This window comes from Collinsella tanakaei (assembly GCF_016902615.1).
GTDB lineage: Bacteria > Actinomycetota > Coriobacteriia > Coriobacteriales > Coriobacteriaceae > Collinsella > Collinsella tanakaei_A.
In genome coordinates this window covers 1-13,756 of record NZ_JACJMB010000016.1, presented here as the reverse complement: position 1 = coordinate 13,756, position 13,756 = coordinate 1, and the positions used below count along the sequence as shown (strand labels likewise).

Annotated in this window: 8 protein-coding genes and 2 pseudogenes; 6 read left to right on the top strand and 4 right to left on the bottom strand. The window is 66.5% G+C overall.

What is annotated here, in order from left to right:
- Nucleotides 1-9 precede the first annotated feature (9 nt).
- The 3 genes and pseudogenes from H6A21_RS06610 to H6A21_RS11310 all read left to right on the top strand — a co-directional run.
- The gene (locus tag H6A21_RS06610; protein WP_204561601.1) at nucleotides 10-1,005 is read left to right on the top strand and encodes a hypothetical protein; all 996 of its coding nucleotides are present in this window, start codon (nucleotides 10-12) and stop codon (nucleotides 1,003-1,005) included.
- A 141-nt stretch (nucleotides 1,006-1,146) separates the two neighbouring features.
- Entirely contained in the window at nucleotides 1,147-2,265 is a 1,119-nt protein-coding gene (locus tag H6A21_RS06605) for a hypothetical protein (RefSeq protein WP_204561599.1), read from the top strand.
- Nucleotides 2,266-2,782: 517 nt separating this feature from the next.
- Nucleotides 2,783-3,142 (top strand): annotated as a pseudogene (locus tag H6A21_RS11310) (transposase); the annotation flags it as partial.
- A gap of 648 nt (nucleotides 3,143-3,790) precedes the next feature.
- Here the strand turns inward: H6A21_RS11310 and H6A21_RS06595 are convergent.
- From H6A21_RS06595 to H6A21_RS06580, 4 genes are all read right to left on the bottom strand, one after another.
- On the bottom strand, nucleotides 3,791-4,684 hold the full coding sequence (locus H6A21_RS06595; protein ID WP_204561595.1) for a bifunctional hydroxymethylpyrimidine kinase/phosphomethylpyrimidine kinase: 894 nt from the start codon (nucleotides 4,682-4,684) through the stop codon (nucleotides 3,791-3,793).
- Nucleotides 4,685-4,830: 146 nt separating this feature from the next.
- A complete protein-coding gene (locus tag H6A21_RS06590; protein ID WP_204561593.1) occupies nucleotides 4,831-5,394 on the bottom strand; it encodes a hypothetical protein in 564 nt (187 codons plus the stop codon).
- Nucleotides 5,395-5,563: 169 nt separating this feature from the next.
- Nucleotides 5,564-7,918, bottom strand: a complete 2,355-nt coding sequence (locus H6A21_RS06585; RefSeq protein ID WP_204561591.1) for a WG repeat-containing protein — start codon at nucleotides 7,916-7,918, stop codon at nucleotides 5,564-5,566.
- 19 nt (nucleotides 7,919-7,937) lie between these two features.
- Nucleotides 7,938-8,882 carry an FHA domain-containing protein gene (locus H6A21_RS06580; protein ID WP_239462715.1) on the bottom strand — a complete coding sequence of 315 codons (945 nt, stop codon included), beginning with the start codon at nucleotides 8,880-8,882 and terminating at the stop codon, nucleotides 7,938-7,940.
- A 230-nt stretch (nucleotides 8,883-9,112) separates the two neighbouring features.
- Between H6A21_RS06580 and H6A21_RS11305 the strand changes: the two are divergent.
- From H6A21_RS11305 to H6A21_RS06570, 3 genes and pseudogenes are all read left to right on the top strand, one after another.
- Nucleotides 9,113-9,178: pseudogene (locus tag H6A21_RS11305) on the top strand (zinc-ribbon domain-containing protein); the annotation flags it as partial.
- Between the two features lie 66 nt (nucleotides 9,179-9,244).
- Nucleotides 9,245-11,563, top strand: a complete 2,319-nt coding sequence (locus H6A21_RS06575; RefSeq protein ID WP_239462711.1) for a hypothetical protein — start codon at nucleotides 9,245-9,247, stop codon at nucleotides 11,561-11,563.
- Between the two features lie 64 nt (nucleotides 11,564-11,627).
- On the top strand, nucleotides 11,628-13,676 hold the full coding sequence (locus tag H6A21_RS06570; RefSeq protein ID WP_204561580.1) for a zinc ribbon domain-containing protein: 2,049 nt from the start codon (nucleotides 11,628-11,630) through the stop codon (nucleotides 13,674-13,676).
- Nucleotides 13,677-13,756: the final 80 nt, after the last annotated feature.

Genomic DNA, 13,756 nt, shown 5'->3' with positions numbered 1-13,756 from the left:
GGGCACGTGATGGCAAAGAGGCGACCTCTCACAGCTGATGAAGCGACAGAGCTTTTTTCCGAGCTGGATGACTCCGGTGTCGTCGACCCCTTGCGCGCTCGCGATGCGTCCCGTCGCCGTGCCTTGCGCGACAAGGCGCGCAAGGAGGGCGGCGAGGAGGCCTTCAGTCAGCTAGAGGGCGACGAGCGCCGACGCAGCCGCCGGACGCACCAGAAAGTGGACCCGCTGTCGATGGACGACCCGTCGGGCTCCAAGGTGGGCGAGACCATCACGCGCACGGCGCTGATCTGCATCATCGGCGTGCTCGTGTTCGTGCTCGGCATGCAGATCGTCTACGGTGTGGGACGCCGCCTGAACACCGCGAACCTCTCCGAGCGCACGACGGTCGAGACGGTCGAGCATGCCATGGAGAGCGGCGTGGAATGGGGTAACGGCTTCACGCAGTTCCCCGAGGAGTTCACCGTGGAGGAGGCCGACGAGCGCACGGGCGTGGTCGAGGTCTCCGTGGTGGACACGACGTCCAAAAACGAGCTCGAGCTGCTGTCCAACTCGCAGATCCAGGCGGCGGCACTCGCCACGAACGCCCTGCTCAACGACAAGATCAACCGCGTCATGTACAACGTCTTCGTGCGCGTGGACGACGACGGCAACTTCGTGCATGACAGCTTCTTCGGCTTCATCAAGGGCCAGGGCACGCAGCGCGCCATGCTGACGTTCATCTGGACCAAGGAGATCGCCGCCGGCACGAGCAACATCGACTGGGAGCTGCGCATCGTCGGCATGGACGACGAGACCGCCGCGAAGATCCAGGAACAGGTGAACTCCGTGTCGTCGCTCGCCGAGAGCGATGAGCTCACGCAGGACGACATCAACGAGGAGCGCGCCGAGCAGCAGCTCGAAAGCGCCCTGCACGGCGGCGAGATCTTCACCGGCGGCGATTCCGAGAAGTCGCTCGACGACGTGCAGCCCGATGCGGACGAGGCGTCTGCCGGAAGCGCGGAGTAGGTTGTATTTGCGGGGCCGGTCCCGCTAGCTCTGTCCTGGGTCCGACCGTGCGGTTGGATGAGGACAAGGTGCCTGTTGGAGCCGCTTGCCGCAATTTGGGCGGTTGGGGCGTCGGCGCCGCGTGGGCGGTACGCTGGCGCCATGGATATCTTCAGCTCTGGCGCCGTTCTTTGTGGTGCATCCGCATATCAATGGTTTCGCATCCCGCCCTTTGTTCGGGAGACCCTAGATGATGGTATTGGTCTGGCCCCGCGCGCGGCGGGACGCCTGTCACGGCTGGGTTATCTTGATGCACCCGTCTCGCTTCTTGCAAGCAATCGAGGCTCTATGCATCGCGTGAAGGGCGTTGCGTTTCGTTACTGGAGCGCGGAGCTGCTGCCCGGAGAGCTGGAGGGTGTTGGTTCCGATCTTGCGGTGACCTCGCCGGAGTTGACGCTGCTCATGCTGGCCTCGAAGGTGAGCGCGTTGCATCTTGCGCTGATGATGAGCGAGATGTGCGGCGGATTCTCATCCGTTCACCTCAGCGAGGAGGATGCCGAGGCGGTCCGCATGGGCGTGCAGCAGGGCGTGTTTGCATATGCAGGATGGGCTCCGCTGTTCACGAATGAGCGCGGAATGCCCGATACTCGCGCAGCTGCAGGTAGCGTGCTTTCCGACCTGTGGCAGCGCGATGCGTTGACCAGCAGGGATAAGCTGCGCACTTGTGCAAAGCGCCATGCGGGCGTGCAGGGCATTGAGCGTTTTACCCGCGCGTTAGACGATGCTGTCGAGGGGGCGCGTTCGCCGTTTGAGGTGCAAACTGCGATTCTGCTGACTTTGCCGCGCAATCGAGGCGGGGAGGGGTTCGAGCTTCAGGGCATGAACGTCCCGGTCACCTTGAGCAAGAGGGCCCGTGAGATTTTGGATCAGGAGCGCTGCTATATCGACCTGCTGTTTTCCGGTCCGGAAGGGTGCCCTGGCGTAGCCGTGGAGTGCCAAGGCCGCTCGGTGCATGGGACGTCCGGGCAAGCCGTCAAAGACGTGCGCCGCGTGGCGGCGCTCGAGGCCATGGGGTACCGCGTGCTGTCGATTACCTATGACATGATTAGCAACGCAGCTGCCTGCCACCAGATGGTGCACTTGCTGGCAGAAAAGATGGGTGTGCCCTATCGTGACAAAACCGAGTTCCTGCTCAAGAAGGAGATTGACCTGCGGGCAGAGCTGTTCTGCGAGTGGAACAGGCTCGGGATGATGCCGGCATCGAAGCGAGGGCGGCGCTAGCGCAAGAAATGAGACGGACGGCCTTCCTGCGCTGGTTTACAAGAGGGCAAAACGGCCAACATCATCCTTGCGGGACCGTAGGCGAGCCCCCCGAATCGAGGAGGGCCTACTTTCAGTACTTTTTGGAGGGGTACGGTCTGAAGCCCGCTGATTGTCAAAACTGCCGCTCAATAAAACAGCAGGTAGACGCGTTGTCCAATGACGGCGGAGAGACCGTCTACTTGGCGGGCTGCCGAAAAAGTACTGAAAGTAGGGGGTCGAGGTTGCCGGGACTGATAGAGGCAGTATAAAAGATTAAATAAAGAATAAAAGTTGTGTGCCATATCTCCACCGTCCGGATAGATGGGTGCGGGGGGCTGTATCAAAAGGTCCCTAACGAACGAGGGGTCCGCGCTCCGGCGCGGGCCCTTCGCCGTCTCCCTGAAGGGTCCGAGCGGCGGTGAGATCGGTACCGATATGGGTATCTACCTGCGGTTATGGTAAAATCGAAGGCGTCAACCGGAGAGTGGAGGACGCCATGCCAGAGCCCAGGTTCCGCCCCTGCCGCCAGAACCAGCCGATGCTGCTGCCGCCCGACATCTCCGACCTGATCCCCGCGAACGCGATGGCGAGGCTCGTCGACGCCGTCGTGGGGCGCATGGACCGCCGGCCGCTCGAGTCGCTCTACCCCGGGGGCGGGGCGCCCGCCCGCGACCCGGCGATGATGCTCAAGGTCGTGCCCTTCTGCTACGCGAGCGGCATCTACTCGAGCCGGAAGATAGCCGCGGCGACCCGCGAGAACGTCAACCTCATGTGGCTCACCGGCATGGAGCCGCTCGACCACAACACGGTCAACCGCTTCCGCACCGAGCGCGTCCGCCCCGTCTTCGAGGACGTGTTCGCCGAGGTCATCGCCGTGCCGGCCGAGGCGGGCCACGTCACGCTGGAGACCTACTTCCTCGACGGCACCAAGGTCGAGGCCGACGCCAACAGGTTCAGCTTCACCTGGAGGAAGGGCACCCTCAAGTACCGCGACAGGCTGCGCGAGAAGGTCGGGGCGCACCTCGCCGAGATAGACCGGATCTGCGAGGGCGAGGAGGCGCCCGCACCCGCGGACCCCGCAGAGCTCGACGCGGAGGCCGTCCGCGAGGCGGCGGCGAGGATCGACGAGCGGATCGCGCGCAAGGGGATCGGGAGGCGCCCGCGCGACGAGGAGGGCAGGGCCCTGCGGGAGGCGTCCCGCGAGGCCGCGCGCGACTGGGTCCCCCGCATGGAGCGCTACGAGCGCGGCCTCGCCGACATGGGGGAGCGCAACTCCCTCTCCAAGACCGACCGGGACGCCACGTTCATGCGCATGAAGGACGACCCGATGGGCAACGGTCAGCTCAAGGCCGCCTCCACGGGCTTTTCTCAGAACGACTTCTGATACAGCCCCTCAAAGCAGGCCTATCTGGCCCCCGCGATAAAGCAATCGCCCCACATGATGATGTGGGGCGATTATCTGTTTGCTATGGAACGGACTGGCTGTCCGCTGTGTGCCGCAAGCCTACTTCAGCAGGTCGGCGATGCGGCCGAGCATGGTTTCGAACGACACGCCGCGGTTTTGGAACTGCGGCTGCTTGGAGGAGACGATCATGGCGTCGTGGACGAAGTCGCCGGCGAACTCCACGGACTCGCGTAGCGTGCGGCCCGCCATGACCGCGGCGAGCAAACACGAGCAGTACAGGTCGCCGGTGCCGTGGAGCATGTAGGGAAGCAGCTCGTTTTTGACCTCGAAGAAGGCGCCGCCGTCGGTGCCCACGAAGTTGCGGATCTGCCCGTCCTCGCGCTGGATACCCTTGAGGACAACGGTGTGGGTGCCCTTGGCGAGCAGCGCATCGACCAGACGATGCGCTTCATCATCGGAGATGTTCTCACCCACCCAGGCGCCGCCGATCGGCTCTTTGAGGATGATGGCGGCCTCGGTTAGGTTCGGCGTCAGGATATCAGCGCCCTGAGCGAGCTCGGCCATAGCGTTGCAGAGCTCTTGCGTATAGGTGGCGTACATCTGGCCGTGGTCCGCCATGACGGGGTCGACCACGCGCAGGGCCTTCGGATACATCTGGTACAGGTCGCGAATGCGATCGACCTGCTCGGGCGCACCGAGGAAGCCGGAGTAGATGGCATCGATCTCGACACCGATGTTTCCCCATGCCTTCAGATAATCGGCCAGCATCTCGGTCGTATCGTGCATGTACCAACCGGGGAATGCCGTGTGCGAGCTGAAAAGCGAGGTGGGCACAGGGCAGACGTCGCAACCGGCCGCCGACAGGACGGGGATGGCGACGCCAAGCGAGCACTTGCCGTAGCCGCACAGGTCGTGCACGGCGGCGACACGCGGGATGTAGTCCCCTTCGCGCTGGTAAAGGGGCATATCCGGGCTGGTGATTCCGTTAGACATGGGTATTCCTTCTTTCTTCCGCGGACTTATGGACCAGCGTACGCACCCCACCATAGCGCTTTGGTTAGAAGGAGTTCCCGAAAATCTGCTTGTACACATTTGGTTACATGACGGGCCGCGGTGTCTCCATTGGGGACGGGGTAGTTCTATCTACTGGCGTTGCGCCACCACGCGGCGTCGTGCCAGATGCCCCAGAGCTGGACGGCGCAGCCGTTGGCATCGCACCAGTCCGCAATGCGGCCGGCAATGCGCGTAGCCTCGCCGCCCTGGGCGTGCTCGTAGGCGCGCGCCAGCCAGTCGCCGGCATTCAGCCACGATCCCCCGACGCGGTAGGATACCGCCCCGCCCAGGCAGAGGTCTGCAAGGCGCAAGGCGAGCTCGCGCGCCCCCGTGTCGTCGTCGCAGGAGCGGTAGGCGAGAGCGAGCCAGGCGCCCTCATCAAGCCATGTTCCGCGATAGCGGATCTGCTCGCCGTTGCTGCAGCACCAGGCTGCTGCGCGCCGCGCCAGGCGATAGCGTTCGGGCCGGTCGTCAGGATCGGTGTATGAGTATGCCGAGGCGATCCAGTCGCCCTCGGATGTGTTTTGTCCGAAGTAGACAACCGGCTCCGCGTGGTCGCGACAATGGTCGGCGAGCTCGAGCGCCACCGCGCGGCGCTCGGCGTCATCGCGCGCGGAAAAGAAGGCAGATGTGAGCTCATCGACGTTCATGGGTCTCCAATCGCAGCGGACTACCATGAGCTTATGGTCCGTGCGGCGATTGCTCAGTTGTTGCGCAATTATGTGGAAGCGGAAGGCCGGGGGCCGAATGGAGCTGCGACGTCGGAAAGACGTGCATGCCGACGCCAGTCGCGAGCGTTCCATTGAAAGCGCGCGCCCGCTACTCCGCGTCTGAGAACTCAGCCCCGAGATATTCCGGTGCGATCGCCCAGGATCCGTCTGCGTTGAGGTAGCCGCAGAGATTGCTCTCGGCGTCGCGCGCGGCGAACAGGGAGCTTTGCGTCGGGCCGACTTCCTCGAACGTGGGGGCCACGATCCATGCGCCGTTCGTATCGATAAGGCCCCACAGGCCGCTTGCGTCATCCTGCGCGGGCACGCGACCGCCTGAGAACGATAGGCAGGCTCGAAACGTCGGAGGTACGGCTGTGGCGCCCGCCGTGTCGAAGAATCCCCAGAGGCCGGTGGCGGCATCCTGTGTTGCAAGCAGCCCCTCGCTCGCCCGACGTGCGTAGCTCCAGGCGAACCCAGAGGCAACCTCGGTGCCGGCCTGGTCGATAAGTGACCAGGTGCCCCCATCGGTCGCTTCGACGGCGGCGACACCCTCGGCGAACGCGCACGCCCGGATCCACGTGGGCGCAAGCATCCATGCGCCGCTCGCATCGATGTATCCCCAGGCGCCGTCCTCTCCCATGCGGGCTGCGGCGCGGCCTTGGGAGAATGGCCCTACGGCGGCGAACATGGGCGATACCGCCCAAGCGCCCTCGGTGTCGATAAAGCCCCAGGAGCCGTCGGGCTCACGCGCGGCAGCGAGGTTTTCCGAGAAGGGGAGCGCCTCGGCGAAGCGCGGCTCAATGGCCCAGGTGCCTTGGGCGCTGACGAAGCCGATGAGCGCATCGTCCCCGTTGTCGGCAACGGCGGCGAGTCCTTGTGCAAACGGTCCCGGCTTATGGTCGAGCACGGGTTGGAGCCACCAGGACCCTTCCGCTGTCAGGTATCCCCAGCGCTCGCTTTGCTGGTCCTGCGCTTTAAAGAAAGGCAGCGAGCCTTCGCCCACGGGGAGTTCGGAAAGGTCGATGCCGGGTTCCTCGGCATCCCCGCCATCAGGGTCACCGGTAAGCAGCGCACGCACACCGACCACACCGCCGATTGCGGCAAGCCCGCCGAGCGCGCAGGCGGCCAGAACAACGGCGCGGCGGGTATGGGTCCGTCCGCGGGCCGCATGCTTTCCCGCCGCCCCGTCGCCCGGGGTGGCGACCGGCGTGGTCGTGCTTTCCCTCGTCGGCGTGCCGGCGGGCACCTGGGCCGTTTCCGCTCCGGCGGCTCGCCCGCCGCCATGTTCCACGGAGACCATGGTCAGCGGGGTACCGGCAGCGCCGGAAAGCGGGTCGCCGCTCGGCTCGTCCGCCGTGTCGATATGCGCGGCACGTTCATCGGCGGCAGGCTTGATGAGCGCCGCGCTTTCCAACCAGCGTTCCAGGGCGCGGCGCAGGTCCGCCGCCGAGATACGATCTGCCTGCGCAGGCCGAATGCCGGCGCATAGTGCCTCTACAAGCGGACGGTCCTGTTCGGTACGCGGCACCAGGGGATACGGCGCCTGCGTTGTCTTGATGAGGTAGGGCGATTCGTTGCCTCGCTGCCCGATGCCGAACGGCGTATGGCCTGCATACAGTTCGTACAGCACGCTGCACAGGGCGTAGACGTCGATGCTCGCAGACGAGCGGAGGGCGGCCACGCCGGCGATGTCATTCGTGAGCATCTCGGGCGCGGCGTATTCGGGCGTGCCGCCGCGCCACATGCTCGTGGCGACCGTAAACGAGCGCGCCGATGCCGATTCCACCAGGGTTGCGCTGCCGAAATCGATCAGGCAGACGTCGAACGTGCCGTCGAGCAGCTGGTCGGCGATCGGGCGCGCGGAGGTGCGCAGCATGATGTTGTTGGGGGAGAGGTCGCGGTGCACGAGTTTGCGTTGTGCGCGGCCGGCGAGCAACAGGGCGTCGAGCGCAGCCACGCCGATGCCAGCCACGGCGCGGGCGGGAATGCGGAGGCGCCCCTGTTCGTCGCGCTCGACAGCAAGCTCGGCGCGGGCGCGCGTGAGCGTCTCGCCCTCGACCCACTCCATCAGGATGGCGGGCCAGCTGCCGATGGTTCCGTACCCAAAGAGCTGCGGGAATCCCGGTAGGTTGGAGAGGGCGAACTGCGTGCGGTACTCCTCGCGAAACGCCTCGATGCGGCCTGCGTCCCGGCTCTCATCCGGCGCGGCGCCCGCCGGGGTGTCCCACGATGGGCGCAGGCGCTTTAAGGCGAACTGCTCGCCCAAGACATTCTTGGCGCGATACACGACTCCTGAGCTCCCGACGGCGCGCGCCGAGCGTTCTGACACGAACAGCGTCATGAAGCGGCGTGCGGAACGGTCCTTCTCCCGCGGGGCGATGGGTGCCGCCGGGGTGAAGTCGTCGAATTCGATGATGTCGAACTCATCGCCCGACGCAGCGCCGGGCAGGTCCGTTCCCGCCATGATCTTCTCCCACCTCGCGCTATTTGACGATGGGGATGACCATGAAGCGCGTGGTGGCGCCGAGGCAGAGCGTGTCTGCCGGGGCGATCTCGCAGGGGTGCGCGATCCAGTCGACGCGGCGCGTGGAGCGCGGCGGCTCGACCACGTGCACGCGCTTGTCGGCGCCCGAGATGATGGCGGTGCCGTTGGTGGAGGAGAGCCCCTCGCAGAGCCACCGGTTGCGGTCGCGCCAGATGCGCAGGTGGCGGCGGGAGACGTCCGGGTCAACATCGGTGATGTCGGCGATGCCGTCCGCCAGCGCGCCCACGACGGTTCCTGCGGGGTCGAGCGGGTGGACCGTCGGTTTGAGTTTGCCGCCCACGACACGCTGCAGGCCTAGTAGGTTGTCGCCATCGGGTTCGGCCTTAGGCTCGGTCAGGCTCGGAATCGTCTGCGCGGTTTGCGTGCGGAACGACCCGTTGAGCTTGCTTTCGGCGAAGCGCTCCGCCTCTGCCGCGGCGAAGGCGGGGTCGCCCAGGCACCCGGTGACGATGAAGAGCAGGATGAAGACCGAGCAGCGGCTGCGCTCGTTGGCGAGCGGCATGGTGGCGACATGGCCGACGGCGTTGGAGTAGAGCTGGCCGCGGCGCCCATAGGCGTCGAGTGCGGAGACCATGCCGGAAACGGTGTCCTCACGGTAGTGGCGGCAGATGCGCTCATGGGCGTCCGCCGTGTCGAGGTGCGCGATCATGTGGTTCGCGATGCGCAGCGCGCTCACCGCGAAGTCTGCGAAAAACGAGGCGGGGAGGTCGCCCGGGGCGCTCTTGACGTACTCGCGCGAGAGCCTGGTGCGCTCACGGGCGCGCTCGCGCGGTGACTCGCCGTTGGCGACGGGCCGGTCGGTAAGCAGAATCTGCGCGGCCTCCTGGTTCTTGATGCCGCCGAATATCTTGAGATCCGCGTACAGATACGCGCTCGGTGTCATGGGTTCCAATGCATCTCTCCCGATCATGCGCTCACGCGTTCGCGCTGCCCGCGGTGGGGGTCGGCCGATTGCACCAGTATAGCGCGGTGGGCGGTCTGACCGGGGCCGATGCTATGCGCGCGGCGCTTGCAACAGTTGCGCAATAGAGCGCCCTGCGCGCACGGTAGGATGGACTCACACGAGAAACTGAGGGCGCTGGCCGATACGGGCGGGCGCTTGGGAGGGCAAGGATGTATTGCACGCGTTGCGGAAGCAAGATTGATGAGGGCGCACGGTTCTGCACGGTCTGTGGTGCCCCGGTGCGGCAGCCGGATGCGACATCTGTTCCGGCGGCCTCGCCTGCTGCGCCGGCGTCGGAGACCATGCCGACGGTCGATACGGCGGCCGACCCGTGCGAAGTATGGGCGTCCGAGGCTCCCGTGATGCTCGCCGCCCGCTTCGACGGCGACGCCGCGGGAGCGCCCCGGGAGGAAGGGTCCGTGTCCGGCGATGCTCTCGATACTTCTGTGAATGAATACCTCGCCGCACCCGATCGTGACGCAGATGCCATTGCGGACGGAGACCCCGAGGCCTCCGCTGAGGGCGACGCCGCGCCCGAGTCGACCGCGAGCGCGTCTCCCGACGCTGTCGCCGCCGACCGCGATACCGTGCCCTACGCGCCCACCCACGCTGCAGTGCGTCCTCGGGAGCACCACCGCACTGCTCGCCGCCGCGTCGTGCTTGCTGTGGCGGGCGTGCTCGTCGTGGGCTGCGGGGCAGCGGGCATCTTCACCGTCAGCGGCGGCTTCACGAAGCTCGCCGCTCCCGTGGCAGCCGGTTCGGCAGCCCAGACGGCCGAGCCGGAGCCCAAGCTGTCCGTCGATGTTGCCCCGCGTGCCGCTGCGTATCTGACGCAGGAGACGCAGCGCGTGGCCCCGTCAGCTCCCATCATTCCGGCAGGTGACGATGGCAGGCCCCTTGCGCACTATACGGTGCGCGTGAAGGATGCCATCGACGGCGAGAGCGCCGGCATCGACGTGTCGTCCGTGGCGGCACTCGAGATCGGCTCTACCGATGGGTTCACCGTACAGGGCCTGCTGGGCGACAACCCCGTCCCGGGCACCTACTACCTCGTTATCGAGCGCGACGACCGCGTCCAGCTGGCGCTGCCGCCCCTCGAGGTCGCCTCCGACGCGTCCGCTGACGCCCTTGGCGTCGTGCGTGATCCAACGGCTCCGCTCGGTGCCGATACGCTGTTTCTCGCCAAGTTGCGCGAGGTGGAGGACGCGTACGGTGCGCCGGATACGGAGCTCCAGAACGTCGGCTCCGAGGTGCACCTGTCCGCCACGGGCCTCAGCTACGCTGAGCTCATGGACTTCGGCGACGGCGTCGAGCGCCTGCTCGTCGCCTACAACAGCGGCGACAACTACGACGCGTATGGCGTGCCCAACCCGGAGAGCTACAACATCGAGGTGTGGCGCTATGATGCCGAAGCCGACGCCCTCGTCTGCTGTGTGGGCGCCGACCCGCTGTTGCATCCGAGCGTGACGGACACGATCTCGATCTCCTCGCTCGCGAACGGCACCAACATCATGTGGTTCGAGCGGCTCGTCGACGGCGGAACCCAGATGACCTACTACGGGCTGGACGATGCCGGCACCTTCCGTCTGCTGCATACACTCGTGAGCACCAACGACCCGGGCCACACGATGATCCTCGACGGCGAGGATATCGGTCCGGCCGATCCCGACGACATCTGGGACGGCATGTTCACGAACTCCTACCAGGTGGGCGGACGCTACATCAGCTTCACGAACGCGTTCGCGAGCCGCGCAGAGGCGGAGCGCGGCGAGCCGAGCGATTCGCCGGGCATTGCGGTTAGCGGCGACGGCACGTACTATCCGCGCGCCGCGGTCGACTGGGCTTCTCGCACGGTTGAGGAGCTGCAGGGGTGCGTCGATGCGCTGGGTGCTGCGCGGCCGGGTGCCGTCGACGGCCAGCAGGATGTTGCGGGCGTGAGCGGCTCGGAGGTGTGCGAGACCGTGTCGGTGCCCACCTACGAGGACGGGACGGACGGCGCCGCCGGGTCGGCGGATTACACCTGGGGGTGCCTGGAGCTCACGGCCGATCCCGATGCTGTGGACGCCGATATCGTCACGCGCGTGAACGAGAGGCTTCGCGCGGCCTACGATGACGAGAAGCGCGCCACGCTCTCGTGGGAACCCGGGGCGAGCGCGGCCGAGTGCCTGTCATACCGTTCGGCCCTGACGTACAACAAGGGGAGCGTGCTCGGTACGCGCGTAGAGATGCGACGCACGTCGTGGACGGGTCGCGCTATGCTGTCTATGAGCAGTGTGGTTTTCGAGCTCGAGACCGGCGATCCCATTCCCATCTGGGAGGTCGCCGATACGAGTGAGGAGCGCCTGGATGCGGCGGCGGTCGATGCCCTCGTGGCGTACGTGCGGGCCCATCCCAGCGGGGTGACCTATGCGAGCGATGACGAGCTGCGGCAAGCGGCCGAAGAGATCGTGCGAGACGCCACCTATCTGCTGGTGCCCGAAGGCATCACGCTGTTTCTGCCGGAGTACGCGATGGGATATCCGTACTCGTCGGGCGCGAAGGAGATCGTAGTGTGGGCGTTTAACGACGAGTCGCTCGTGGGGACCGACGTGAGCGCATCGTATTTCCTGCACGATCGGTAAGGTACGGGCGCAAAGACCGAAGGAGCTCGCCGGCGTGTGCCGCGCGATGGGTGAAGGGGGAATTATGTTCTGTACGCGGTGCGGGGCCGAGCTGCCCGATGGTGCACGGTTCTGCACGTGCTGCGGCACTGAGGTGGAGCAGTTGGGCTTCGAGCCCGGGCCGGAAGCCTCTGCAGTGCCCGTTGCCGATGTGTGCCCCGTATGCGGCGCATCGGTGGAGGCCGACCAGGCGTTCTGCACATCCTGCGGGGCTCCTTTGAGCGCGGTGGCGCCCGAGCCTGCTAACGATCTGCCGGATGGGCCGGAGTCCTTCGGCGATGGCGCGGCAGCGCTGTTCACGCAGCCGGTTGTCCCGGCGTGGGCGGAAGCTGAGGTTGCCGGTACGGCTGAATCCATGCTGGAGGCTGATTCCGCATCGAAAGCGTCCTTTGCCGAGCCTGAGCCGACGTCCGAGTCCGATGCTGATGCGGAGTCCAGTCCGGCGGCGGGCGACGCGTTCACACCCGCGCCGGAACCTGAATGTGAGCCTGTGCCAGCGTTGGCACCCGAGGCGGCGTTCGCATCGATTCCCGGGCAGGAGCCCGATTTCGACGGCGAGCCGGAGCGTTCGCCGGAAGCTGAGGTTGACCACCAGATGCCGCAGCCGCAGCCGGTCGTTTCTTCCGAGCAAGAGGAGCCGTCTGCCGCGTCCGATGTTTCCGGGACCGCATGCGCAGACGAGCTCGCGCCATCTGCTCCCGAGGCCGGGCGCGCCGTCGAGTCCGCGCCCTTCGCCCCGGAATCTCCGGCGCCGGAGGCTCCCTTGCCGACGACCGTCATGCCCTCCACGCAGGCCGCGCCCGATGCCACCGCGTCCGCAACCGGCGCGCGTATCGAGCCGCCGCTGCCCGCGGGTCGGTGCACAAGGTCTTCCGCCCTGTCCGCATCGCCCGCTGCCGTCAGGCGCCGCCGCGCAGCTGAGCGCGAGCCGCGCCGTCGCGGTATCGGGCGCACCGTCGCCTCGGTCGCTGTCGTCGCGGTCGTGCTCATCATCGCGGCAGCCATTGGGTCCACCGGCGGTTTCGCCCGCATCGCGTCGCTGTTCGGCGGCAGGGCCGTGACCGCCTCGTATCTGGACGACACGCCGATCGCGGTCGATGGCGCGACCCGTATCGTGCCCCTGCGCGGGGAAGACGACCCGCTCGAGGGCTATATCGTGCGTCCCAAGCAGGCCGATTCCGCTGCCGATGAACCAATCGACATCGTCGATGTCCCTCGTCTCGAGGTCACGGGGTCCGATGGCTTCGCGATCGGGGATTTCGGTACGCTTGCGGCGGGCACCTACCTGTTCACCGTGGTGGACGGGGACGGCGTCGAGCGCGACCTGCCGCCCGTGGTCGTCGGCCGTACCGACGAAGCCAACGCGGCGGGCCGCATCACCGTGGAGCCGGCGCCCGGGGTGACCGACCCCGATGCCCTCTCCGTGTCCGGCAAGTACCGGTGCTTTCGCGATAAGCTCCAGGGTCTGATTGACTCGTTCGGCGACGCTTCGCTGACTGTGCTGAAGGCGGACGACGATCGCTATCTGGCATGGACTGCCGGCGTGAGCTACGCGGAGCTGGTCGATTTCGGCGACGGCGTCGAGCGCCTGGTCGTCGCGTACTGCACCGACAGGGACCTCGCGTCCGCCGATGCCGTCGAGGCTTCTGCCGGCGACGGTGACGTCGGTCCGACCGTGCAGAGCTATCGCGTCGAGGTGTGGGAGTACGACGAGGAGGCCGACGCGGCCTCGCTCGTGTGCCAGACCCGGCCCGCGACAACAGATGATGGTTGGCCGTTTATCGAGTACGTGAGCGATCCGGAGACCGGCGCGACGTGCCTGTACGTCGGCGGGACCGACGTGAACGGCTCGCGCGCCCGCAGCTGCTTTGGCGTGAGCGATTCCGGGAATTTCGCCGAGCTTCCCGCCCAGGGTGTCGACACTTGGCCGCGGGTGTCCCGCTACCTGATGGAGAGCTCGGGTCTCACGCAGGAGGCCGCCGTTGACGCTGCCCCCTCGGGCGAGTTCTCCTGCACTGAGACCGCCCAGACCGTGAAGGATCTCACCGCCCGTCTCAACACCATTCTCTCGTAGCGATCTGGAGGGCTGTCTCCAAGGGGGACGGGGTAGTTCGGTGCCATGGGGCGCGGCCGCGCCCCATGGCACCGAACTAC

Coding starts and splice junctions, on each gene's coding strand:
- H6A21_RS06585 (WP_204561591.1), bottom strand. CDS start 7,918: ATGGCGGGAACGGACCTGCCCGGCGCTGCGTCGGGCGATGAGTTCGAC.
- H6A21_RS06605 (WP_204561599.1), top strand. CDS start 1,147: ATGGATATCTTCAGCTCTGGCGCCGTTCTTTGTGGTGCATCCGCATAT.
- H6A21_RS06610 (WP_204561601.1), top strand. CDS start 10: ATGGCAAAGAGGCGACCTCTCACAGCTGATGAAGCGACAGAGCTTTTT.
- H6A21_RS06595 (WP_204561595.1), bottom strand. CDS start 4,684: ATGTCTAACGGAATCACCAGCCCGGATATGCCCCTTTACCAGCGCGAA.
- H6A21_RS06590 (WP_204561593.1), bottom strand. CDS start 5,394: ATGAACGTCGATGAGCTCACATCTGCCTTCTTTTCCGCGCGCGATGAC.
- H6A21_RS06580 (WP_239462715.1), bottom strand. CDS start 8,882: ATGACACCGAGCGCGTATCTGTACGCGGATCTCAAGATATTCGGCGGC.
- H6A21_RS06575 (WP_239462711.1), top strand. CDS start 9,245: ATGCCGACGGTCGATACGGCGGCCGACCCGTGCGAAGTATGGGCGTCC.
- H6A21_RS06570 (WP_204561580.1), top strand. CDS start 11,628: ATGTTCTGTACGCGGTGCGGGGCCGAGCTGCCCGATGGTGCACGGTTC.